This window comes from Streptomyces spinosus (assembly GCF_020400655.1).
GTDB classification, from domain to species: Bacteria; Actinomycetota; Actinomycetes; order Streptomycetales; family Streptomycetaceae; genus Streptomyces; species Streptomyces argyrophylli.
The window spans coordinates 122,304-144,947 of the sequence record NZ_JAINRC010000011.1 but is presented as its reverse complement, the minus strand read 5'-3'; the positions used below and the strand labels follow the sequence as shown (position 1 = coordinate 144,947).

Annotated in this window: 17 protein-coding genes and 1 pseudogene; 8 read left to right on the top strand and 10 right to left on the bottom strand. The window is 72.4% G+C overall.

Annotation, left to right across the window (positions count from 1 at the left end; translation table 11 throughout):
• Positions 1 to 36: 36 nt before the first annotated feature.
• The 4 genes from LG395_RS21535 to LG395_RS21520 all read left to right on the top strand — a co-directional run bounded on the left by LG395_RS21535 (position 37) and on the right by LG395_RS21520 (position 4,407).
• The gene (locus LG395_RS21535; protein ID WP_225810889.1) at positions 37 to 2,685 is read left to right on the top strand and encodes a sensor histidine kinase; all 2,649 of its coding nucleotides are present in this window, start codon (positions 37 to 39) and stop codon (positions 2,683 to 2,685) included.
• The gene (locus LG395_RS21530) at positions 2,682 to 3,119 is read left to right on the top strand and encodes a roadblock/LC7 domain-containing protein (RefSeq protein WP_171158703.1); all 438 of its coding nucleotides are present in this window, start codon (positions 2,682 to 2,684) and stop codon (positions 3,117 to 3,119) included. Before LG395_RS21535 ends, LG395_RS21530 begins: the two co-directional genes overlap by 4 nt.
• A gap of 18 nt (positions 3,120 to 3,137) precedes the next feature.
• Entirely contained in the window at positions 3,138 to 3,551 is a 414-nt protein-coding gene (locus LG395_RS21525) for a DUF742 domain-containing protein (RefSeq protein WP_171158704.1), read from the top strand.
• 253 nt (positions 3,552 to 3,804) lie between these two features.
• Complete coding sequence (locus tag LG395_RS21520) at positions 3,805 to 4,407, top strand: GTP-binding protein (RefSeq protein WP_171158705.1); 603 nt, start codon at positions 3,805 to 3,807, stop codon at positions 4,405 to 4,407.
• A 9-nt stretch (positions 4,408 to 4,416) separates the two neighbouring features.
• Here LG395_RS21520 and LG395_RS21515 read toward each other — a convergent pair whose 3' ends face one another.
• The gene (locus LG395_RS21515) at positions 4,417 to 4,845 is read right to left on the bottom strand and encodes a PPOX class F420-dependent oxidoreductase (RefSeq protein ID WP_171158706.1); all 429 of its coding nucleotides are present in this window, start codon (positions 4,843 to 4,845) and stop codon (positions 4,417 to 4,419) included.
• Between the two features lie 91 nt (positions 4,846 to 4,936).
• On the opposite strand from LG395_RS21515, the gene LG395_RS21510 reads away from it, so the two are divergent.
• Positions 4,937 to 5,350 (top strand): roadblock/LC7 domain-containing protein, encoded by a 414-nt coding sequence (locus LG395_RS21510; RefSeq protein WP_171158707.1) that lies wholly within the window; start codon positions 4,937 to 4,939, stop codon positions 5,348 to 5,350.
• A 124-nt stretch (positions 5,351 to 5,474) separates the two neighbouring features.
• Positions 5,475 to 6,311, top strand: a pseudogene (locus tag LG395_RS21505) (DUF6397 family protein); the annotation flags it as partial.
• A gap of 540 nt (positions 6,312 to 6,851) precedes the next feature.
• On the opposite strand, the gene LG395_RS21500 reads toward LG395_RS21505, so the two are convergent.
• Complete coding sequence (locus tag LG395_RS21500) at positions 6,852 to 7,718, bottom strand: acyl-CoA thioesterase (RefSeq protein ID WP_171158708.1); 867 nt, start codon at positions 7,716 to 7,718, stop codon at positions 6,852 to 6,854.
• A gap of 40 nt (positions 7,719 to 7,758) precedes the next feature.
• Entirely contained in the window at positions 7,759 to 10,272 is a 2,514-nt protein-coding gene (locus LG395_RS21495) for a DEAD/DEAH box helicase (protein WP_225810888.1), read from the bottom strand.
• A 145-nt stretch (positions 10,273 to 10,417) separates the two neighbouring features.
• Here LG395_RS21495 and LG395_RS21490 point away from each other — a divergent pair, with 145 nt between their 5' ends.
• A complete protein-coding gene (locus LG395_RS21490; protein WP_171158710.1) occupies positions 10,418 to 11,212 on the top strand; it encodes a metal-dependent hydrolase in 795 nt (264 codons plus the stop codon).
• A gap of 32 nt (positions 11,213 to 11,244) precedes the next feature.
• On the opposite strand, the gene LG395_RS21485 is transcribed toward LG395_RS21490, so the two are convergent.
• The 6 genes from LG395_RS21485 to LG395_RS21460 all read right to left on the bottom strand — a co-directional run bounded on the left by LG395_RS21485 (position 11,245) and on the right by LG395_RS21460 (position 20,259).
• On the bottom strand, positions 11,245 to 11,508 hold the full coding sequence (locus LG395_RS21485; RefSeq protein WP_225810887.1) for a type B 50S ribosomal protein L31: 264 nt from the start codon (positions 11,506 to 11,508) through the stop codon (positions 11,245 to 11,247).
• A 51-nt stretch (positions 11,509 to 11,559) separates the two neighbouring features.
• Positions 11,560 to 12,027, bottom strand: a complete 468-nt coding sequence (locus LG395_RS21480; protein ID WP_225810886.1) for a DUF5709 domain-containing protein — start codon at positions 12,025 to 12,027, stop codon at positions 11,560 to 11,562.
• A gap of 474 nt (positions 12,028 to 12,501) precedes the next feature.
• Positions 12,502 to 14,283, bottom strand: a complete 1,782-nt coding sequence (locus LG395_RS21475) for an ABC transporter ATP-binding protein (protein ID WP_225810885.1) — start codon at positions 14,281 to 14,283, stop codon at positions 12,502 to 12,504.
• Positions 14,280 to 16,085, bottom strand: a complete 1,806-nt coding sequence (locus LG395_RS21470) for an ABC transporter ATP-binding protein (protein WP_225810884.1) — start codon at positions 16,083 to 16,085, stop codon at positions 14,280 to 14,282. Before LG395_RS21470 ends, LG395_RS21475 begins: the two co-directional genes overlap by 4 nt.
• A 401-nt stretch (positions 16,086 to 16,486) precedes the next feature.
• Entirely contained in the window at positions 16,487 to 18,379 is a 1,893-nt protein-coding gene (locus LG395_RS21465; protein ID WP_225810883.1) for an N-acetylmuramoyl-L-alanine amidase, read from the bottom strand.
• Positions 18,380 to 18,684: 305 nt separating this feature from the next.
• On the bottom strand, positions 18,685 to 20,259 hold the full coding sequence (locus tag LG395_RS21460; protein ID WP_225810882.1) for a M1 family metallopeptidase: 1,575 nt from the start codon (positions 20,257 to 20,259) through the stop codon (positions 18,685 to 18,687).
• A 148-nt stretch (positions 20,260 to 20,407) separates the two neighbouring features.
• Between LG395_RS21460 and LG395_RS21455 the strand changes: the two genes are divergently transcribed.
• On the top strand, positions 20,408 to 22,018 hold the full coding sequence (locus tag LG395_RS21455; RefSeq protein WP_308071281.1) for a peptide-N4-asparagine amidase: 1,611 nt from the start codon (positions 20,408 to 20,410) through the stop codon (positions 22,016 to 22,018).
• Positions 22,019 to 22,139: 121 nt separating this feature from the next.
• Here the strand turns inward: LG395_RS21455 and LG395_RS21450 are convergent, their stop codons facing one another.
• The gene (locus LG395_RS21450; RefSeq protein WP_171158716.1) at positions 22,140 to 22,589 is read right to left on the bottom strand and encodes a MarR family winged helix-turn-helix transcriptional regulator; all 450 of its coding nucleotides are present in this window, start codon (positions 22,587 to 22,589) and stop codon (positions 22,140 to 22,142) included.
• Between the last annotated feature and the right edge of the window lie 55 nt (positions 22,590 to 22,644).

Below are 22,644 nucleotides of genomic sequence, written 5' to 3'. Positions count from 1 at the left end.
CCCGAGCGCACCGACCACGTCCCGAGCGAGGAGGCCATGCGCCCACCCCGTACACCCGACAACGCCGCCGCCGCGGCGCACCGTCCGCGCGGACGCCGCGCACACGCCGGACCGCCCGCCGACGAGGGCCGCCGCACGCCCGGCGCACCGCCGTTCGCCGCACGCGCGCGTGGAAGCCGCCGGCACCTGCGCCCCCGCACCGTGCGTGCCAAGGTGGTCAGCCTCCTGATGGTGCCCGTCGTCTCCCTGCTCGCCCTCTGGGCGTACGCCACCGTCAGCACCGCTCAGGACGTCGCCCGGCTGCGCCAGTCGCAACGGGTGGACGCGGAACTGCGCAGCCCGCTCGCCGCGGCCGTCACCGCGTTGCAGGCCGAGCGCACCGCGGCCGTCCGCTACGCCACCGACCCCCGCGCCGGCGACGACGGTGATCTCCAGGACCTCGCGGCCCGCACCGACCGTGCAGTGGACCGGCTGCGGCTCGGCCGGGACAGCACCGTCGCCGACAGCCAGGAACTGCCCGCCGGCGTCTCCAGGCGCCTCGCCGCCTTCGTCACCGGCGCCGAGCGCCTGCCCACACTGAGAACGGCCGTACGGGGCCACAAGGCAGGCTGGGACGACACGTACACGCGGTACACGAAGACCATCGGCGCCGCCTTCGCGGTCGACGGAGCCCTCACCGGCATCCAGCAGGCCGACGTCGCCTCCGACGCGCGCGTGCTGCTCGAATTCTCCCGCGCCGCCGAAGCCCTGGCCCAGGAGGACGCCCTGCTGAGCAGCGCACCGACCGCCGGAACCCTGCGCGGAGAACGACTGCGGCTCTTCGGCGCCGCCGTCGCCACGCGCCGAGCCCTCACCGACACCGCCGTCACCGATCTCCCCACCGCCCAACGGGCCGCCTGGCGCGATCTGACCGCGAGCGGCTCCTACACGACCCTGGGCACCGCCGAGAACAACCTGCTCGCCGCGGGACCGGACGTCCGGGTCGCCGACGAGGCACCGCAGGCCACGTGGAACGCCGCGCACGCGCGCGTACAGGACGGCATGCGGACCATCGCGGCAGCCGCGGACCGGGCCGTCGCCGGCCGCGCCGACCCGGTCACCCACGGCCTGCTCAGTCCCGCCGGAGCCGCCGTGCTCCTGGGACTCGCCGCCGTCGCCGCCTCCCTCGTCATCTCCGTCCGCATCGGACGGGCCCTCGTGGTCGAACTCGTGAGCCTGCGCAACGACGCCCTGGAGATCGCCCGCCGCAAACTCCCGGAAGCGATGCGGAAGCTGCGCGCGGGCGAGGAGATCGACATCCAGGCCGAGGCACCCTCCGGACCGCCGGCCGAGGACGAGACCGGTCAGGTGGCGGAAGCCCTGACCACCGTGCACCGCGCCGCGCTGCGCGCCGCCGTGGAGCGCGCCGAACTCGCCAGCGGCATCTCCGGAGTCTTCGTCAACCTGGCCCGCAGGAGCCAGGTCCTGGTCCACCGCCAGCTCAGCCTCCTGGACAGCATGGAACGGCGCTCCGACGACCCGGACGAACTCAGTGACCTGTTCCGCCTGGACCACCTCACGACCCGGATGCGGCGCCACGCCGAGAGCCTGATCATCCTGTCGGGCGCGGCGCCCGGCCGCGCCTGGCGGATGCCGGTGTCCCTGACCAACGTCGTACGCGCCGCCGTCTCGGAGATCGAGGACTACGCGCGCGTGGAGGTACGCCAGTTCCCCGAGGCGTACGTCACCGGCGCGGCGGTCGCCGACCTCACCCATCTGCTCGCCGAGGTCGTCGAGAACGCGGCCCAGTTCTCACCGCCGCACACGCGCGTGCGGGTCACCGGCGAACCGGTCGGCAACGGCTACGCCCTGGAGATCGAGGACCGGGGGCTCGGCATGGGCGCCGAGACCCTGGCCGAGGCCAACCGCCGCATCGAACAGTCAGAGGCGCTGGACCTCTTCGACAGCGACCGCCTCGGACTCTTCGTGGTCAGCAGGCTCGCCTCCCGGCACGACATCAAGGTGCATCTGCGGACCTCCCCGTACGGAGGCACCACCGCCGTGGTCCTGCTGCCGAAGGCCCTGCTGCACAGCGGCTCGGCGGAGCCGTCCACCCACCAGGGCGCACAGGCCCGGCCAGGCGAAGAAGGCGGCTACGCGCGCGTGCCCGGCGCGACCTCGCCCCAGGAGGCCGCCGTCACCCAGTGGCCGGACCGTCCCGCCCTGGCGGCCACCGGGCCCGGTCCGCACGGCACCGCCCGGACACCGGGATCCCACGGCACCGCCCGGACACCGGAACCCCGCGGCACCGGGAAGGCGGCGGACCCCCACGGCACGCGGCCGGAACCAGGCCCGGACGGCACCGGCGCGGCAGCCCGCTCCCACGACGCGGCCCACGAGCCCCCGCCCCCCGGCGTCACCACCTTGAGACTGCACCGCTCGCCGGACGACGCAGAGCCCTCCGACGACCTCCCGCGCCGCGTGCGCCAGGCGAGCCTCGCCCCGCAACTACGCCACCAGCGCCGCGAGGAGCCGCCCCAGCAGCCCGCCCGGCACGGCGACGACCGGCGCACCCCCGAACTCGTACGGGACCGCATGGCGGCGTACCGCGACGGATGGACGCGAGGCGGTGGCAGGCAGCCCGGCCGTGGCGCCGCACCGGAACCGCAGACGGGCAGTCACAGCAGCGAAGGAGACCCGGCATGATCCAGGACCCGACACCGAGGACCGGCCGGCGGTCCGGCGAACTGGACTGGCTGCTCGACGACCTGGTGACACGCGTGCGCGAGGTACGGCACGCCGTCGTGCTCTCCAACGACGGCCTGGCGGTCGGCGCCTCCACCGACCTCGCGCGGGAGGACGCCGAGCACCTCGCCGCCGTGGCCTCCGGCTTCAACAGCCTCGCCAAGGGCGCGGGGCGGCACTTCGGAGCGGGGGGAGTGCGCCAGACCATGGTGGAGATGGACGACGCGTTCCTCTTCGTGGCCGCGGCCGGCGACGGTTCCTGCCTCGCCCTGCTCACCGCGGTCACCGCCGACATCGGGCTGGTCGCCTACGAGATGGCCCGCCTGGTCAAACAGGTCGGCGAGCACCTCCACACGGCGCCGCGCGTCGCGACGCAACCCCCCGCCGCCGGCTGAGCCGGGAAGGCGGCACCGATGACCGAGAACCCTGCCGGCGAGCCCCGGGAGCCGGGCAGCCAGTGGTACGACGGCGAGGCCGGACCCCTGGTCCGCCCGTACGCCATGACGGGTGGCCGCACCCAGCCGGGGCCGACCGGAGTGCGCTTCGACCTGATCGCACTGGTCACCCTCGACCCCGCCGCACCGGCGCTCGACGACGACACCGCGCTCGGCCCCGAGCACCGGACCCTGATCGACCTGTGCCGCCCGGAGACCCAGTCCGTCGCCGAACTCGCCGCGGACGCGGACCTTCCGGTCGGCGTGGTCAGGGTGCTGCTCGGGGACCTCCTGGAACTCGGCTGCGTGACCGTCAGCCGCCCCGTGCCACCCGCGCACCTGCCCGACGAGCGGATCCTGCGCGAGGTCATCGAGGGATTGCGAGCGCTGTGACCGAGGGACCGCGAGCACCGCGGACGAGCGTCCGGACACCTCCGTCGGCCGCGCCGTGCCGGCATCCGTACGCCCGGCCGCGTCGCGGTCCGTCCGATCCGAGCGCATTGCGTCAACGATCGGGCGCGAGCCGCTCATATCAGGTGTACTTCGGTCCCATCGCCCCGACCCGCGTCCCCGTTGTCATGATGCTGCCTTCACCCCCGGACCACGCGGACGCCGGCCGCGGCCGGCCCTCCCGAGAGAAGTGATCATGGTCTCCGAGCACACCGACACCGTCGGCGACACCTCCGCCCTGGCACTGAAGATACTGGTCGCCGGTGGCTTCGGCGTCGGCAAGACGACCCTGGTGGGGGCCGTCAGCGAGATCCGGCCGCTGCGCACCGAGGAACTGCTCAGCGAAGCGGGCCAACTGGTCGACGACACCGACGGCGTGGACCACAAGGTCACCACCACCGTGGCCATGGACTTCGGCCGCATCACCATCCGTTCCGGCCTCTCGCTCTACCTGTTCGGCACACCGGGACAGGACCGCTTCTGGTTCCTGTGGGACGAACTGGCCCAGGGCGCCCTCGGCGCCGTGGTCCTCGCCGACACCCGGCGTCTGGAGGACTGCTTCCCGGCCGTCGACTACTTCGAGCACCGGCGCATCCCGTTCGTGGTGGCCGTCAACTGCTTCACGGGAGCCCGCTCCTACGGTGCCCCCGACGTCTCCAGGGCACTCGATCTCGACCGCGGCACACCCGTGGTGCTGTGCGACGCGCGCGACCGCGACTCCGGCAAGGAGGTGCTGATCAGGCTCGTCGAGTACGCCGGGCGGATGCACACCGCCCGGCTCCTGGACTCGGTCGGCTGAGCCCGCCGCTCAACCCGCGACGTCCCGCATGGCCAGTACCTTGTCGATGGTCACGCGGACCAGCAGCTCCCCCGGTACGCCGTTGCGGGCACCGTACTCCTCGGCGCGGTCCTCACCCATGTACCGGGCGGCGATCCGGGTCGCCCACAGACGCACCTCGGCCAGATCCTCCGACAACCGGGCGCGGCCGTTCAGCACCACGAAGTGGAACGGCGGACGGTCGTCGTCCACGCACAGGGCCACCCTTCCGTCACGGGCCAGATTGCGCCCCTTCGCCGTGTCCTTGCCGGTGTTGAACACCAACTCGTCCCCGTCCAGCAGGAACCAGATCGGAGCCACGTGCGGGCTCCCGTCGGCGCGGACGGTGGAGAGCTTGGCGGTGCGCGTGCCGTCCAGGACGAACGCCCGCCATTCCTCATCGGTCATCTTCTCTGCCATGGGCCCATCCTCCTTGCCCGCGTGCCGGTCGTGGGGAAGGCTGGCGGGGAGTTCCTCCAGCCAGGGGGAGACATCACACGGGGAGACGGACATGGCGCAGAACCAGGGTCTCGGCTGGCTCCTGGACGATCTGACCGAGCGGGTGGACCACGTACGTCACGCGCTCGTCCTGTCGAACGACGGACTGGTCACCGCGGCGAGCACGGGCTTACGCCGCGAGGACGCGGAACACCTCGCAGCCGTGGCATCCGGGCTGCACAGCCTGGCCAAGGGCTCGGGACGCCACTTCGGCGCGGGCAGGGTGCGGCAGACGATGATCGAGTATGACGACGCCGTGCTGTTCGTGACCGCGGCCGGCGCCGGGAGCTGTCTGTGCGTACTCAGCGGGGCCCAGGTCGACATCGGCCAGATCGCCTACGAGATGACGCTGCTCGTCAACCGGGTCGGCGAACACCTCGGCATCGACGCCAGAAAACCTGAGAGGCCTCCCACCACAGACCTGTGACCTGCTGCTTTCCCTGTCCCGTGGAGTTATCCACAGGCTCGCCACGAAGCGCGTCGAAGCGGTTACGGTGGGTGCACGGCGCACGTACAGGGCGTGAGCCACCGACTCCACGGGGGAGTACACCATGTCGGCAAGCACCTTCGACCCCACCCGCCCCGGTACCTGCACGCCGAGCCGTGCCGCTCGTGAACTGGGGCTCAAGCGAGTCGAGTTCGACCTCGCCGTCCAACTCGGCCGCATCCGCACCGTGCCCGACGAGGGCGGTGGAGGAGGCCGGCGTGTGGAGCAGGCGGAGATCGAGCGCCTGCGGACTCAGGACGGCTTCCCCGAGTCCCTCCGCGAACGGGTGCGAGTCGTGGGTACGGCGGAGGGCGCCGCCCTCATGGAGATCCCGGCCGGCCGGTTCACCCGGCTCGCCCGCCTGGGCCTGCTCGTGCCCGTGAAGTACTACCTCAACCGTTACCGCGCCGTGGTCTGGCTCTATCTCGCGGAAGAACTCCGCCAGTTCACGACGAGCCCAGAGCACGCACACCTGCTCAAGGGGCGTACGCCCGAGACCCTCCGGGGCCAGCTGGCGACGGGGACGGATCTGCGGGCACGCAACTGGCGCGCACGACAGGTCGGATTCCTGCTGCGGCAGGCCGAGGACCCGTGGGCCCGCGCCGCAGCCGTGGCCGCGTTCCTGGCGCCGGTCGAGGTCGCCGATGTCGTCAAGCATCCCTACGAGCGTGCCCACCTGGAGCGGTTTCGGCCCGTGTCACCAGGGCCCGGTGCGCCGGGGTCTCCTTCCGCTCGTCTTACCGAGCGGATCACGACGGCACAGGACGCGGACGAGGTTGGCTGGCTGCGATGCGAGTTGGCGCGCTCGGTCGAGGAGGCCCGGGACATCTCGCCGGCCCCGCGCCCGACCATCCACCGGGTACCACCGGCGATGCGAGCGGTGGCACGCCCCATCCCGCCGATGGCACGGACGGTCACCCGGCACACGGAAGAGGCGACGAGGTCGCGGGAGCCTGCGGCACCCTCTCTCGATTCAACAGCTGCGCTCGCCAAGTTGGCGGCGCCGTCTTCGAAGTCCGCCGCACAGGGTCCGGACTCCGTGCGTGAGACCCCACCGTCTCGGGAAACGGCGGCACCGGTCCCGGAGCCGGAGGTACGGCATCCGCAGCCGGCGGCGCGCCCAGCGGAGTCGGGACCCCGCGTCCTGCGGATGCGGACGCGGCTTCCCGAGTCGGTGGCGGCACAGCTCATGGCGGCGGCGACGGCACCCACGGAGTCGGCCGTGCGGCACCCCGGGCCGCGGGTGCTGCCCCGCCGGTACGCCGTTCCGCGGGAGCCGGCCGCGCGGCCGACGGTGCCACCGCCCCCTCGCGAGCACGAGCCGGCGCAGCCCCTTCCGCCGCCCTCGTCCCGCGGTCTGCGGTCCTGGCTACGGCGCAGAAACGCACGGCCGGCACCGCCCGCGCGAGTCTGAACAGCCAGGCACGGCTGTCGCCCGCTGCTACAGGGCCCGGAACAGTCCCTCCTGCACGACCGAGACGAGCAGTCGGCCCTCCAGGTCGTAGATGCGCCCACGGGCCAGCCCACGGCCGCCGGTGGCGATCGGCGACTCCTGGTCGTACAGGAACCACTCGTCCGCGCGGAACGGCCGGTGGAACCACATGGCGTGGTCTAGCGAGGCCATGTCGAAGTTCCGCGGCCCCCACAGGGGCTCCACCGGCAGGCGCACCGCGTCCAGGAGGGTCATGTCGCTCGCGTAGGTCAGCGCGCACGTGTGGACCAGCGGGTCGTCACCGAGCGGGCCGACCGCGCGCATCCACACGGCGCTGCGCGGCTCGGCGCCCTCGATCTCCTCGGCGTTCCAGCGCAGCCGGTCGACGTACCGGATGTCGAACGGCTGGCGGCGCGCCATCCGCTCCAGCTGCTCCGGCAAGGCCCCCAGGTGCTTGCGGATCTCCTCGGACACCGTCGGCAGCGACTCGGGGTCCGGCACCTCGCGGGCCGGCGGCAGCTGGTGCTCGAACGGTCCTTCCTCAGGCTTGTGAAAGGAGGCGGTCAGATTGAAGATCGTGCGGCCCTGCTGCACGGCCGTGACCCGGCGCGTCGTGAAGGAGCGTCCGTCGCGGACCCGCTCCACCTGGTACACGATCGGCACGCCCGGCCGGCCCGGGCGCAGGAAGTACGCGTGCAGCGAGTGCACCGGGCGCTCGCCGTCCGTGGTGCGGCCGGCGGCGACCAGCGCCTGTCCGGCCACCTGTCCGCCGAAGACCCGTTGCAGGGACTCCTGCGGGCTGCGGCCACGGAAGATGTTGACCTCTATCTGCTCCAGGTCGAGGAGGTCGACCAGTCTCTCGGCCGGATTCGTCATCAGTGGGATTCTCCTTGGCATGCCACGGGCCGGGGACGGCTCACAGCTGGCCGACGTCGGTGACGCGGACGACCGCACGCCCCTCGGCGTCGGAAGCCGCGAGGTCGATCTCGGCGCTGATGCCCCAGTCGTGGTCGCCGTTCGGGTCGTCGAAGATCTGCCGTACCCGCCAGAGGCCGTTCTCCGGCTCCTCCTTGATGACCAGCAGCTTGGGGCCCCGGGCGTCGGGCCCGGTGCCGAGGTCGTCGTACTCGTCCCAGTACCTGTCCATCGCCTCGCCCCACGCCTCGGCGTCCCATCCGGACTCGGCGTCCAGCTCGCCCAGTTCCTCGACCTGGTCCAGGGCGGCCAGCTCCACGCGGCGGAACATGGCGTTGCGGACCAGGACGCGGAAGGCGCGGGCGTTGGTGGTGACCGGCTTGACCTCGTCCGCCTTCTCCTGGGCCTCCTCGGCGGTCATCTCCTCCGGGTTGGCGAGCTGCTCCCACTCGTCCAGCAGGCTGGAGTCCACCTGGCGCACCATCTCGCCCAGCCACTCGATCAGATCCTGGAGATCCTCGGACTTCAGGTCGTCCGGGATGGTGTGGTCCAGGGTCTTGTAGGCGCTGGCGAGGTAGCGCAGCACGATGCCCTCGGTGCGGGCCAGCTCGTAGAAGGACACCAGCTCGGTGAAGGACAGCGCCCGCTCGTACATGTCCCGGACCACCGACTTGGGCGACAGCGGGTGGTCGCCTACCCACGGGTGGCTCTTGCGGTAGGTGTTGTACGCGTGGAAGAGCAGCTCTTCCAGCGGCTTCGGGTACGTGACGTCCTGGAGGCGCTCCATGCGCTCCTCGTACTCGACGCCGTCCGCCTTCATCGCCGCCACGGCCTCGCCGCGCGCCTTGTTCTGCTGGGCGACGAGGATCTGCCGGGGGTCGTCCAGAGTGGATTCGACGACGGAGACCATGTCCAGCGCGTAGGACGGCGACTCCGGGTCGAGGAGTTCGAACGCGGCCAGGGCGAACGTGGACAGCGGCTGGTTCAGCGCGAAGTCCTGCTGGAGGTCGACCGTGAGCCGCACGATGCGGCCCTCGGCATCCGGCTTGTCCAGCTTCTCCACGATTCCGCCGTCCAGCAGCGACCGGTAGATCGCGATCGCCCGGCGGATGTGCCGCAACTGCTGCCGGCGCGGCTCGTGGTTGTCCTCCAGGAGATGACGCATCGCCTCGAAGGCGTTGCCCGGCCGGGCGATCACGGAGAGCAGCATCGTGTGCGTCACCCGGAACCGCGACGTCAGAGGCTCCGGCTCCGACTCGATCAGCTTCTGGAAGGTGTTCTCCGTCCAGCCGACGAAGCCCTCCGGCGCCTTCTTGCGGACCACCTTGCGCCGCTTCTTCGGGTCGTCGCCCGCCTTCGCCAGCGCCTTCTCGTTCTCGATGACGTGCTCCGGCGCCTGCGCGACCACGAGCCCCGCCGTGTCGAAGCCGGCCCGGCCGGCCCGGCCCGCGATCTGGTGGAACTCACGGGCCCGCAGCGTGCGCACCCGGCTGCCGTCGTACTTGGTCAGCGCGGTGAAGAGCACCGTGCGGATCGGCACGTTGACGCCCACACCGAGCGTGTCCGTGCCGCAGATGACCTTGAGCAGACCGGCCTGGGCGAGCTTCTCCACCAGGCGCCGGTACTTGGGCAGCATGCCGGCGTGGTGCACACCGATGCCGTGCCGGACGTAACGGGAGAGGTTACGGCCGAACTTGGTCGTGAAGCGGAAGTTGCCGATCAACTCGGCGATCCGGTCCTTCTCCTCACGGGAGCACATGTTGATGCTCATGAGCGCCTGCGCCCGCTCCACGGCCTGCGCCTGTGTGAAGTGCACGATGTACACCGGCGCCTGCTTGGTCTCCAGCAGGTCGGTGAGCGTCTCGGTGAGCGGGGTCAGCCTGTACTCGTAGGAGAGGGGCACCGGGCGGGTCGCCGAACGGACCACCGAGGTGGGGCGGCCGGTGCGGCGGGTGAGGTCCTTCTCGAAGAAGGACACGTCGCCCAGAGTGGCCGACATCAGGATGAACTGCGCCTGCGGCAGTTCCAGCAGCGGGATCTGCCAGGCCCAGCCGCGATCACCCTCCGCGTAGAAGTGGAACTCGTCCATGACGACCTGGCCGACGTCCGCGTCCTTGCCGTCACGCAGCGCGATCGACGCCAGCACCTCGGCGGTGCAGCAGATGACGGGCGCGTCGGCGTTCACGGAGGCGTCGCCGGTGAGCATGCCGACGTTCTCGGTGCCGAAGATCTTGCACAGCTCGAAGAACTTCTCCGACACCAGCGCCTTGATCGGTGCCGTGTAGAAGGTGACCTCGTCCCGGGCCAGCGCGGCGAAGTGCGCGCCGGCGGCGATCATGCTCTTGCCGGAGCCGGTGGGCGTCGAGACGATCACGTTCGCCCCGGAGACCACCTCGATCAGCGCCTCCTCCTGGTGGGGGTAGAGGGTGAGGCCGCGCTCCTGCGCCCACGACTCGAAGGCTTCGTACAGGGCGTCGGGGTCGGCGGTCGGCGGCAGCTGATCGATGAGGGTCACGCCCCCATCTTGCCTGGCCTCGAGCCCGACCGGGGAATCGGCTGGGGATGCGAAGATCATGAACGCTACGCTGTGTCGCCGACGCGGCGTCAGCGCACCAGGTCAACTGGTCAGCGGCACATGAGGAATGGGGCGGGAAGCGGCCATGATGGGACCAGCACACTCACTGTCGGGGGCCGCGGCCTGGCTCGGCGTCGGAGCCGCCACCGCGGCGGCGGGACATCCGATGCCCTGGCCGGTCCTCCTTTCCGGTGCCCTGATCTGCGCCGGTGCCGCACTCGCCCCGGACCTCGACCACAAGGCCGCCACCATCTCCCGGGCCTTCGGCCCGCTCTCCCGCTGGCTCTGCGAGATCGTGGACAAGCTGTCGTACGCCGTCTACAAGGCGACCAGGAAGCAGGGCGACCCGCGTCGCTCCGGCGGGCACCGCACACTGACGCACACCTGGCTGTGGGCCGTCCTGATCGGCGCCGGCTGCTCTGCCGCAGCGATCACCGGGGGCCGCTGGGCGGTCCTGGCGATCCTGTTCGCTCACATGGTGCTCGCCATCGAAGGTCTGCTGTGGCGGGCGGCGCGGGGTTCCAGCAGCGATGTCCTGGTCTGGTTGCTGGCGGCGACCAGCGCGTGGATCCTGGCGGGCGTGCTGGACAAGCCGGGCAACGGCTCGGACTGGCTGTTCACCGAGCCCGGCCAGGAGTACCTCTGGCTGGGACTGCCGATCGTGCTGGGCGCGCTGGTGCACGACATCGGGGACGCGCTGACCGTGTCCGGCTGCCCGATCCTGTGGCCGATCCCGGTCGGGCGCAAGCGCTGGTACCCGCTGGGGCCGCCGAAGGCGATGCGGTTCCGGGCGGGCAGCTGGGTGGAGCTGAAGGTGCTGATGCCGGCGTTCATGCTGCTCGGGGGAGCGGGCTGCGCCGCCGCCCTCAACCTGATCTGAGGGGGCCCCGAGGAGTGGGAAGGCCCGCCTTGTCAGGTGGCCTCGCCCGCGTCCGCCGCACCGTACCGGCGCTCGAAGCGGGCGATGCGGCCCTCGGTGTCGACCGTGCGGGCCCTGCCCGTGTAGAAGGGGTGGCTCTCCGAGGAGATCTCCACGTCGATCACCGGGTAGGTCTGGCCGTCGTCCCACTCGATGGTCTGCTCGCTCCGCGCGGTGGACCGGGTCAGGAAGGCGTATCCGGCGGCGCGGTCCCGGAAGACCACGGGGTGGTAGTCGGGGTGCTTGTCCTGCTGCATGGCGGCTCCTGGTGCGGGACGCTCGGGGCGGGGAGGGCCGAAGGGCCGTGCTCAGCCGGGCAGGGAGTCCTCGTCGACGATGTGCATCGCGGCTTCCTCGGCGGAGGCGGCGGCACCGTCGATGCCGACGTCGGTCGCGACGAGGGCGGCCTCCTCGTCCTCGTGCGCACCCTCGTCGGGGGCCACCAGCCGGCCGGAGCGGAAGTTGCCGACCTCGTTGTCCAGCGGCTCGCCGTCCGTGCCGTCGACGTCACCGATGCCGTCGCCGTCCGGGGCGGCGAGGTCCGGCTGCTCCTCGGCGAGCCGTTGGTCGAGGGTCTCGCCCGCCTGGCGCTCGGCCGCCGTCACGCCGATGTGCTCGACCGCCCACGGGCGCTCCGGAGGGGACCAGCCGCGGTCGAGAGGTTCGGCGACGCCGTCGAAATCCAGGGTGTCCTCGACGTCGAGCACCCCCGAATCCTCCGGGATCTCCGAGGGATCGGGCTGGTAGACGTCGTCCCCCCAGCCGTCCGTGTCCACGACTACCTCCAGGTGGTCAGCACGGTCCGGTGCCGTCCCAGTGGGCGGCGGACCGCCGGCACGCCGGACGCGGGGACGCACCGGGAACCGCCAGGTTCCCGGAGACACCCCGAGCCGGTGCCGCTTTCCAGACTTCCACCCCTGCTCGGCACCGCGCAACGGCACGAGTCCCGGCGGGGCCGCGCCCGTGCCGGGGCCCGGCCGGACCCACAGGGACCCGGTCACGGCGACCGACGGCTGCGGGACCCGGCGTCCGGGGCCCCGGCCGGGTACGGGTGCCACACCGGTGAGGCGGGCTTCGCCACCGTCCGAGCCGACCGAGGCGAGCCACTGGGCGCAGCCGATCAGTCGCCCCGGACGGACCGGGTGGGTCGTGCGGACCGTGCGGACCTCGAGTGCGCCGAGTCAGCCGGACCGGCCAAGGCGGCCGGACCGACCAGACCCACCGGGCCGGCCCCCGGCGCGCCACGGATCTCACCCGTGCCACGACCGCCACAGCGCCGCGTAGGCACCCTCCGCCGTGACCAGCTCCTCGTGGCTGCCCAGCTCGCTGATGCGGCCGTCCTCGACGACGGCGATCACGTCGGCGTCGTGGGCGGTGTGCAGACGGTGGGCGATGGCGACCACGGTGCGGCCGTCGAGGACACGCGCCAGGGAGCGTTCCAGGTGGCGGGCCGCGCGCGGGTCGAGCAGCGAGGTGGCTTCGTCCAGGACCAGCGTGTGCGGGTCGGCCAGGACCAGCCGGGCCAGCGCGATCTGCTGGGCCTGCGCCGGGGTCAGCGCCGAGCCGCCGGAGCCCACCTCGGTGTCCAGGCCGTCGTCCAGTGCCCGTGCCCATCCGTCGGCGTCGACCGCGCCCAGGGCCGCCCACAGCTCGGCGTCCGTCGCGCCGGTGCGGGCCAGCAGGAGGTTGTCGCGCAGGGAGCCCACGAAGACGTGGTGCTCCTGGTTGACGAGGGCGACGTGGCAGCGGACGCGTTCCGCGGGCATCCGGGACAGCTCCGCCCCGCCCAGCGTGACCCGGCCGTCCCGGGGCGCGTAGATCCCGGCGAGCAGCCGGCCCAGCGTGGACTTGCCCGCGCCGGACGGCCCGACCAGGGCGAGCCGGGTGCCCGGCGCGACCTCCAGGGAGACCTTCCGCAGCACGTCGACGCCCTCGCGGTAGCCGAAGCGCACCCGGTCGGCGTGCACGTCCCGCCCGTCGGGGACCAGTGCGGCCTCCCCGGCCTCGGGCTCGATGTCCCGCACGCCGACCAGCCGGGCAAGCGACACCTGGGCGACCTGCACCTCGTCGTACCAGCGCAGGATCAGGTTCACCGGATCGACCAGCATCTGGGCGATGAGCGCGCCCGTGGTCAGCTGGCCCACGCCGATCCAGCCGTGCAGGACGAAGACGCCGCCGACCATCAGGACCGAGCCGAGCACGAGCAGGTGGACAGTGTTGATGACCGGGAAGAGCACGGAGCGGAGCCAGAGGGTGTAGCGCTCCCACGCGACCCACTGCGAGATCCTCTGCTCCGACAGGGCCACGCGGCGGGCGCCGAGCCGGTGTGCCTCGATGGTGCGGCCCGCGTCCACGGTCTCGGCGAGAGCGGCGGCGACGGCGGCGTACCCGGCGGCTTCCGAACGGTAGCCGGACGGTGCCCGCTTGAAGTACCAGCGGCAGCCGACCACGAGGACCGGGACGGCGAGCAGCACGGCGGCGGCCAGCGGCGGGGCCGTCACGACCAGTCCGCCGAGCAGCAGCAGGGCCCACACGAAACCGATGGCCAGCTGTGGCACGGCCTCGCGCATGGCGTTGGCCAGGCGGTCGATGTCGGTCGTGATGCGGGAGAGCAGGTCACCGGTGCCCGCCCGCTCCAGCACGCCCGGCGGCAGTCCGACGGAGCGCACGAGGAAGTCCTCGCGCAGGTCGGCCAGCATCCGCTCGCCCAGCATCGCGCCGCGCAGCCGCACCTGCCGGACGAACCCGGCCTGCACGGCCAGCGCGAGCACGAACAGCCCGGCGGTCGGACCCAGATGGAGGTCGCGCGCCCCGTCCGTCACCCGCTCGACCAGGCCGCCGAGCAGGTACGGGCCCACCATGGAGGCGACCACAGCCACTGTGTTGACGGTGATGAGCAGCAGGAAGGCCCGCCGGTGCCGGCGGAACAGCTCGGTGACGTAGGCGCGCACGGTCGCGGTGGCACCGACGGGCAGGGTGGTGGCGGTCGTCGGGGCCGCCGGGTCGTACGCCGGTGGCGCAACGCCGATCATGCGCTCTCCTCGATCTCTTCCAGCTCCTGGAGTGCCTCCAGGAGGACGCCCTCGTCGGTCGCGGTCAGTTCCCCGTCGGTCTCCCGGGTCACCACGGCCCGGTACCGCGGCTCGTCGTCTACGAGTTCGCGGTGCACGCCGACCGCCACGACCTCCCCCTCGTGCACCAGGGCGACCCGGTCCGCGCGGTCGAGCAGCAGCGGGGAGGAGGTGAACACCACCGTCGTCCGTCCCGACCGTAGTCGGCGCAGCCCGTCCGCGATCCGGGCCTCGGTGTGCGAGTCGACCGCGGAGGTCGGTTCGTCCAGCACCAGCACCTCCGGATCGGTGAGGAGCGACCGGGCGAGGGCGAGCCGCTGGCGCTGGCCGCCGGACAGCGAGCGTCCGCGCTCGGTGATCCTGGCGTCCATCGGGTCGGCCGCGTCCAGCGAACCCTGCACGAGAGCGTCCAGCACGTCCTCGCACTGCGCTGCCGCCAGCGCGTCCTCGGCCCGCACGGCACCGGAGGCGGGCACGTCGAACAGATCGCGCAGCGTGCCCGAGAGCAGTACCGGCTCCTTGTCCTGGACGAGGACGGCGGTCCGGGCGCTGTCCAGGGGGAGTTCGTCCAGCGGGACCCCGCCCAGCAGCACCGATGGGCCCGGCTCCGTGGGGTGGCCGCCCAGCCGTTCGGCGAGCCTGCCGGCCGCGTCCGGGTCACCGCAGACGACGGCGGTGAACCGGCCGGCGGGAGCGAGCAGTCCGGTCGCGGGGTCGTACAGGTCGCCGCCCGGCACCTCGGCCGTCCGGGTGCCGTCGGTGGCCGTGGACCGCTCCAGCGACAGCACGCGCGCGGCCCGCTTGGCCGAGGGGCGGGAGAAGGAGTACGCCATGGCGATCTCCTCGAAGTGCCGCAGCGGATAGTTCAGGATCATGACCGCGCTGTAGACCGTGACGAGTTCGCCGACCGTGATCCGGCCCTGGCGGGCCAGGCCGATGCCGTGCCAGACGACCGCGATCAGCAGCAGGCCGGGCAGCAGCACCTGGACGGCGGAGATCAGCGACCACATCCGCGCACTGCGCACGGCGGCGTGCCGCACCTCCTGCGAGGCCCGGCGGTAGCGGTCGAGGAACAGTTCCTCGCCGCCGATGCCGCGCAGCACCCGCAGGCCGGCGACGGTGTCGGAGGCCAGTTCGGTGGCCCGCCCCGCCTTCTCGCGCTGCACGTCGGCGCGGCGCGTCGCCCGGGGCAGCAGCGGCAGTACCGCAAGGGCGACGACGGGCAGGCCCACGGCGACGACCCCACCGAGCGCGGGCTGGTACAGGAGGAGGCTGACGCAGACGACCAGGACCGTGAGCGCGGCGGCGGTGAACCGGGAGACGGCCTCGACGAACCAGCCGATCTTCTCCACGTCGCCGGTGGAGACGGCCACCACCTCGCCGGCGGCCACCCGCCGGGTCAGGGCCGAGCCCAGCTGGGCTGCCTTGCGCGCGAGCAGTTGCTGGACGCGGGCGGCCGCGGTGATCCAGTTCGTGACGGCGGTCCGGTGCAGGAAGGTGTCGCCGACGGCGATACCCGTTCCGCACAGCAGCATCAGAGCACCCGTCAGGGCCAGCCGGGTGCCGGAGCGGTCGACGGCCGCCTGCACGGCGAGGCCGACGCAGAAGGGGAGGGCCGAGACGGAGACGAAGTGCAGCAGGCCCCAGGCGAGCGACTTCAGCTGCCCGCCCCATTGGTTGCGCCAGAGCCACCACAGGAATCGGGGACCCGAACGCGCGTCGGGCACGCCCGGATCGGGATACGGAAGGTCTTGAATCTGCATGACGTCCCAGTGGCTCGTGACAAGGGCAGGGAAAGAGCGGAACGCCGCGGGGAGCGGCGACAAGCCGTGAAAGGTTCGCGTCGCAGAGTGGTGAATTTCAAACGGTTTTCTCCGGGGCGCGCGCAAATCGCCTGTTTCCGGCCATCGCGACAGTTATGGTCAGGCCGAGTGCCCCGTCTGCCCGGCACCGTGCACCGGTACGGTCTCGGCTGTGTCGCCGCCGTCGACCGCGACCGCCCTGCAACGATCCCGGACGCACGGGGACCACGGCAGCGGGATCCCGGCCCGCGCCGGTGTCCGCGAGAAGGCCGTGAAGTGCCCGCGCACCTCACGGCCCGGTGAAGACGCCGCGCCGCGGCTCCTTCCGAGTGGAAGCCGGACCCGTCCCGGCTCGCCTGCCGTCAGCGCCCGCCCGGAACGGCCGCCTTCTGACCCTTCGGTCCCGCCGCGCCGGACGAGTTCACCACGTCGACGTCGCTGGCCCGGACGTACGCGAGCCGGTGGCCGAGCTGGATCTCGTAGTACCGTTCCCGGCCCCACACCACCGGGTTGGGCGTGTCGCTGAAGGACTTGGCGGTGTAGGAGCTGCCGACGCCGGCCTGGGTCACGTACCGCTGGCCCGCCAGGATCGGGTACGGCAGCGGCGACTCGGCCGGCCCGTCGACGTCCTGCGGGTACGCGTCCTCCTCGGGGAGGGCGCGGCCGTACACCGGGATCTCGTCCAGACCCTCCTTCGGCGTGATCATGCGCCCGCTGGCACCCACGGCGGTCGGCTGCTTCCTGGGGTTCTCGAACCACGCCTTGTGGCCCTGGAACCAGATGGCCGTCCAGTCGCCCCTGCGGTCGGCGACGGCGAAGGTCTGGCCGGTGGACACGCGTGACCCCAGGTCGTTGACGTCCTTCGTGGAATCGTCGCCGTTGGGCTTGCGGCCCGGGTCCTGGATCAGCGGGGCCTTCTCGTTCGGTTCGGTGTGCAGGCGGACGGCGCTGGAGCCGTGCGGCGGGCACGGCTTGCCGCTGCCGCCGCATCCCGTGTACTCGGGCTTGTGCTTCGCGAAGTCCGGCAGGATCGTCACCATGTCGCTGTCCGGGCCCGCGGTGGCCTTCAGCGGTGCTCCGAGGAGGTCGAAGTAGTGCCGCCAGTCCCAGAAGGGACCGGGATCGTCGTGCATGTCGGGGATGCTGCCGGCGGTCGGGGCGGGCACGTTGTCATGGCCGAAGATGTGCTGGCGGTCGAGCGGGATGCTGTACTTCTGCGCCAGGTACCGCACCAGGCGTGCCGAGGACTGGTACATCCGCTCCGTGTACCAGGTCCCGGGCTGCGTGAGGAACCCCTCGTGCTCGATGCCGATCGAGCGGGCGTTCACGAACTGGCTGCCGGAGTGCCAGGCCTCGTCCTTGGTCCGGATGTGCTGGGTGACATGGCCGTCGCTGGAGCGGATCGAGTAGTGCCACGACGACTCCGTCGGGTCCTGCACCGTCTGGAGCATGCTCGGCAGCACGGCCTCGGTGTCGTGGATGACGATGTACTCGATCGGCTGGTCCCTGGGCCGGTCGGCCAGGTCGTGGTTGCCGTAGTCGCCGTCGCCGATCTCCTCGTACGGCGCGCCGAGCCAGTCACAGGTCAGTTCGGCGGGGCACTCGACCTGGCTCGGCCGCTGCGGGCCCTGCGCCCGGGGAGTGCGGGGGTGCGGTTGCAGGCCGGGGGTGGCGGGGAGCGCGACGTCCTGTCCTTCGGCGGTGGTGCGGTGCGCCCCCCGCCGGATCAGGGCGAAGACGTCGTCGGCGTAGGCCGCGGCCGACGCGACGTCAGGGGTGCCCGGGAAGCGCGCGACCGTCTCCCACCAGTCCGCCGGGTCGGCGCTCAGAGGCTTGCCGAGCTGGCGTTGTGTGGCCGCGAGGAGTGCCGCTCCGCCACGGACGTTGGTGACGTCGTCCGTGCGCAGGCGTTCGGCCGGAACGTGGATCAGGCGGGCCGCGTTCCGTAGGTCCGCCGGCTGCACGGCCCGTGGCCCCGTGGCGGGCGTTCCCGCCGCGCCCGTGCGGGGCGGGGTCTGACCGTCGAGCGGCGCCTGCGGTGCGGACGGTGCCGCCGAGGCCTGGACGCGGTCGGCGTCCACCAGGTGCATGGGGCCAAAACCGCCGGCGACGCTGGGCGCGCCGGGATGGGAGTCCCAGCGGGACTGCATGTAGGACACGCTCATGAGCACACTGCGCGGCACGTGGAACTCGCGCGCCGCGCTCGTGAAGGCGTCCTGCAGACGCCGGTCGTCCGCGTCGTCGGCACCGGACATCGGAAGGATCAGCAGCGGCGGCAGCAGAGCCGCCCCCGCGATCACACAAGCCGTGAGGCGGCACCTCCTGATGGCACCGGGGACATGTGCAGAAACAATTCTTCTCATCGCAGAGGCTCTCCCAACCACACTCGATCGCACCAGGACAGAGGAGTTGCCCGTAGCGCCACCCCTCGTACGTTTCCGTGCCACGGGCGCCGTGTCGTGGCGAACGTCACCGGGGTGGACCAGCGGTCCGGCCCAGGCCACCCGGTCGGCGGCAGCGGCTCGGCTGCCTGGGGCAACCACGGGCGACCGGGCGCGGCTCAGTCCTCGACCGGGTCCACCTGCCAGTCGGGGTGGCCCGGCATGGGCGGGGTGTGCGGGCCGTACAGCCACGGATCCAGAAACGGCGTCAGGTCCTCGCCGGCGACACGGGAGGCGAGGGCGACGAAGTCCCGGGTGCCGGCCGTACGGCCCCGGTACTCGGTCACCCAGGCCCGCTCGATCCGCTCGAAGGTCTCCGCGCCGACCTTCTCCCGCAGGGCGAACAGCACCAGCGCCGAGCCGTCGTACCGCATCACCTTGAACAGCGTCGCCTCGCCGGGCTCGGCGGGCGCCCCTTGCTCGTGACGCCACTGGTCGTGCTGCTCGTACGCCGACCGCATCACCGACTCCAGGCTCACGCCGCCGTGCTCGCCGGAGTACAGGCGTTCGTAGAAACGGGCGTGACCCTCGCTCAGCCACAGGTCCGACCAGCGCCGGACGGCGACACTGTCGCCCGTCCAGTGGTGGGTCAGCTCGTGGACGAGGTTGCGTTCGGCGTCGACCCGGTCGCCCAGCAGATCCTCCCGCGGCAGGACGGAGAGCGACTGGGTCTCCAGCGCCACCGGCAGGTCGGTGTCCCCGACGAGCACGCCGTAGCGGCGGAACGGGTAGGGACCGAGCCGCCGTTCCAGCCAGGCCAGGTGGTCCGGGGTGAGCGAACGGTACTCCGCGGTGTCGGCGACCAGGTCGTCCGGGACCACGTCCCGCACGGGCAGGCCACGCGGACCGCTGCTGTCGACGAAGGTGAACCTGCCGATCGCCAGCTGGACCAGTTGTGCCGCGAGGGGGTGCTCGGAGTCGTACGTCCACCGGGTCCGGCCGTCGGGCCGCCGGACGGTGCCGACGAGCCGGCCGTTGGCCACCGCGCCGAGCCCCGGCGGGGTGGTGATGTGGAACGTGACCGGGGCCCGCAGGCTCGGGTGGTCGTTCGCCGGGAAGATCATGCGGGCGCCGTCCGGCTGCGCGCAGACGACGGTGCCGTCGGAGGTGGGCACCCAGCCGTAGTCCTGGATCGCGTCGTCGCGGTGCCGCGTCTGCGTCGGGTCGGCGGTGTAGGCGACGCGGACGGTGAACGTGCTGCCGCGCGGGATCGGTCGTGCGGGAGTGACGACGAGTTCGTCGCCGTCGCGTCGCGTGGCGGCGGGCGCCCCGTCGACGGTGACGCGGTGCAGCGCGTTGCCCGCGAAGTCCAGGTCGAAGCGGGACAGTGACTGTGTCGCGGTGGCGCTGATGGTGGTGCCGGCCTCGAAGGGGGTGCGGGGCGCCCGCCAGTCGAAGTCGAGGGTGTAACGGCGGACGGTGTAGCCGCCGTTGCCGGCGAGCGGCATGAGCGGGTCGCCGATCCCCGGTGCGCCGGGGGCCGGGGGCGGGCCCGAGGAGGCGGCCGGACCGGGGGCCGGTGAACCGTCTCCGTGCGGGAGCGCGCCGGTGAAGACGGCGGTACCGGTCAGCGCACCCGCTGCGGCGAGGGCGAGGACCAGGGTCGCGCGACGGGTGCGGAGGACATGACGAGGACGTTCCGGCCGGGCTTCCTGACGTGTGGATTCCTCGCCCGGCCCCTTGGTGGTCTCCATGACCGCACTATGCCAGCAAGATCCGTTTATATCACTATATTCTCCTACGCTGGGTGGTTGCCCCGGGGCGTGTGGTGACCGGCCTCATCGCGCCGATCCGTCCGAGCTGTCATTGCGGCACGGCCCGCCTGCCCGTAGAACACCGGCCATGAGAAGACGGATCGTCATGTCCATGCTTGCCGGGGCTACCCTCGTGGTGAGCGCGCTCCTCGGCCCGGGAACAACGACGGCCGGGGCGGCCGACGTACCCGCCGAGTTCGGCACCGACTGGCACGACCCCGTGACGGCGGCACCGCCCGTCGAGCGGCCGCACACCACGTCCTGCCAGGTCACCCTCGCCGACGCCCGGTTCCGCGACTTCACGCCGTACCGGGGCGCTTACACGCCGCCCGAGGGCTGCGGTGACCGGTGGAGCAAGGTGGTCCTGCGCCTCGATGGCGAGGTGAAGGGCCGTCAGTACGACCGGCTGGGCTATCTGCACGTCGGCGGCGTCGAGATCCTGCGCACCTCGACGCCGGAGCCCTCGCCGGACGGCATCGCGTGGCACGTCGAGAAGGACGTCACCCGGTACAGCGACACCTTCCGGACCGCCCAGGACGTCGAGATGCTGATCGGCAACGTCGTGGACGACACGTACACCGGTGTCATCGACGTCCACGTCACACTGACCTTCTACGCGGGACGCCCCGCGGCACCCGCCCCCGACCGCGTCCTCACCCTCGCCGACACGCCCGCCGGTACGACCCTCACCACGCCGCGCAACAGCGAACGCGTCGTCGCCGAGGTGTACGCCACCGGCTCGGGCGGCGGCTGCGAGGAGTTCTGGTACCTGACCGTCGCCGACCCGGCGCCGTACTCGTGCAAGGCCGGCCGCGGCCCGTACCGCGAGGTGCAGATCAGCGTCGACGGCCGGCTCGCCGGTATCGCGGCGCCGTTCCCGAACGTCTGGACGGGCGGCTGGTCCAACCCCTTCCTCTGGTACGTCCTGCCGGCCCCGCGCGCCTTCGACGTACGGCCGATCGAGTACGACCTCACGCCCTTCGCCGGCCTCCTCAACGACGGCCGCCCGCACCGCGTCGAGGTGTCCGTCGCCGGCGTACCCGCGGGCCGGCCGGGCTGGAGCACGCCGGTGAACGTGCTCGTCTGGCGGGACGCGCACCGCGCCCACGTGCCGGGCGCGGTCACCCGGGCCGACGCGGGCGACCTCGCCGACTCCTCCGCCTTCACCCCCGGAGCGGAGAACCGCGTACGCACCGAGGCAGGACACCGGCTCACCGTCTCCGGATACCTGGACACCTCGCACGGCCGCGTGACCACCACGGTCACCCGGACGCTCGCCCACACCTCCGTCCACCGGTGGACCGACGGCGAGGCGGTGGACGGGCTCGGCGCGACCTGGACCGACGACGAGACGGTCGGTGCCGCCGGCCACGGCCCCGCGCGGACGACCCGCACGCACCGGACGTACACCATGAACGGCGCCACGACACTCGGCGCGGACGGCCGGCTGCGCACGGTGCTGACCCTCGGCGACCGGGCGACGGCGGTGACACGCGAAGGCGTCCGGCGCACCGCGTGGTCACGGCTGGACGACACCTACAGCGGCGACGCCACGTACACGGTCGACGTCCCGCGCGACCAGCGGCACGCGGTCGGCACGTCGGCCGAGCGCTACCGGCTCCTCGGCTCGGCCGGCTGCCACGACCGTTCGCTGACCACGGTCCAGGGGGTGCTGACGGAGGATCGCAGCCGCTGCTGAGAGGCGTGGTGCGGGGCGCGTCCCCCGTGGTGCGGGGCGCGTCCCCCGTGGGCCGGGCCGCGGGACCGGGCGGGACGGGGGAGCGCCGTCCCGCCCGAGGCGGGCGAGGGGCCTTCGCCGTTCAGCAGCGCTGGGCGGCGTCCCCGTCGATCAGGCTGTCCAGCAGCACGCCGAGCACCTGGCGCTCCTTCTCCGTCAGCGGCGCCAGTATCTCCTCGGCCGCCGAGCGGCGGGCGCCGCGCAGTTCGCGCAGCGTCGCGCGGCCCTCGTCCGTCAGCTCGATCCGGGTCACGCGGCGGTTCGCCGGATCCGGGACCCGCCGCACCTTGCCGCTCGCCTCCAGCCCGTCCACCAGCGTCGTCACCGCACGGGGCACGACCTCCAGGCGCTCGGCGAGGTCGGCCATGCGCGGCGGCGAGCCGTAGTGCGCGAGGGTGCGCAGCAGCCTGGACTGCGCCGGAGTGACGCCCAGGGCACGCTGTTCCAGATGGCGCTTCTGGATGCGGTGCACCCGGCGGGTGAGCCGCAGCAACTGCTCGGCGAGCAGACCGTCGGGATCGGGGGTGGTCATGCGGGAACAATATCAGGATGCCGTTCATTGTGAGTATAGGTAACAATGAGCTATG

Excerpts from the sequence above, each read along its gene's own strand:
- LG395_RS21535 (WP_225810889.1), top strand. The coding sequence starts at position 37 with ATGCGCCCACCCCGTACACCCGACAACGCCGCCGCCGCGGCGCACCGT.
- LG395_RS21530 (WP_171158703.1), top strand. The coding sequence starts at position 2,682 with ATGATCCAGGACCCGACACCGAGGACCGGCCGGCGGTCCGGCGAACTG.
- LG395_RS21525 (WP_171158704.1), top strand. The coding sequence starts at position 3,138 with ATGACCGAGAACCCTGCCGGCGAGCCCCGGGAGCCGGGCAGCCAGTGG.
- LG395_RS21520 (WP_171158705.1), top strand. The coding sequence starts at position 3,805 with ATGGTCTCCGAGCACACCGACACCGTCGGCGACACCTCCGCCCTGGCA.
- LG395_RS21515 (WP_171158706.1), bottom strand. The coding sequence starts at position 4,845 with ATGGCAGAGAAGATGACCGATGAGGAATGGCGGGCGTTCGTCCTGGAC.
- LG395_RS21510 (WP_171158707.1), top strand. The coding sequence starts at position 4,937 with ATGGCGCAGAACCAGGGTCTCGGCTGGCTCCTGGACGATCTGACCGAG.
- LG395_RS21500 (WP_171158708.1), bottom strand. The coding sequence starts at position 7,718 with ATGACGAATCCGGCCGAGAGACTGGTCGACCTCCTCGACCTGGAGCAG.
- LG395_RS21490 (WP_171158710.1), top strand. The coding sequence starts at position 10,418 with ATGATGGGACCAGCACACTCACTGTCGGGGGCCGCGGCCTGGCTCGGC.
- LG395_RS21485 (WP_225810887.1), bottom strand. The coding sequence starts at position 11,508 with ATGCAGCAGGACAAGCACCCCGACTACCACCCCGTGGTCTTCCGGGAC.
- LG395_RS21475 (WP_225810885.1), bottom strand. The coding sequence starts at position 14,283 with ATGATCGGCGTTGCGCCACCGGCGTACGACCCGGCGGCCCCGACGACC.
- LG395_RS21470 (WP_225810884.1), bottom strand. The coding sequence starts at position 16,085 with ATGCAGATTCAAGACCTTCCGTATCCCGATCCGGGCGTGCCCGACGCG.
- LG395_RS21465 (WP_225810883.1), bottom strand. The coding sequence starts at position 18,379 with ATGTCCGGTGCCGACGACGCGGACGACCGGCGTCTGCAGGACGCCTTC.
- LG395_RS21460 (WP_225810882.1), bottom strand. The coding sequence starts at position 20,259 with ATGGAGACCACCAAGGGGCCGGGCGAGGAATCCACACGTCAGGAAGCC.
- LG395_RS21455 (WP_308071281.1), top strand. The coding sequence starts at position 20,408 with ATGAGAAGACGGATCGTCATGTCCATGCTTGCCGGGGCTACCCTCGTG.
- LG395_RS21450 (WP_171158716.1), bottom strand. The coding sequence starts at position 22,589 with ATGACCACCCCCGATCCCGACGGTCTGCTCGCCGAGCAGTTGCTGCGG.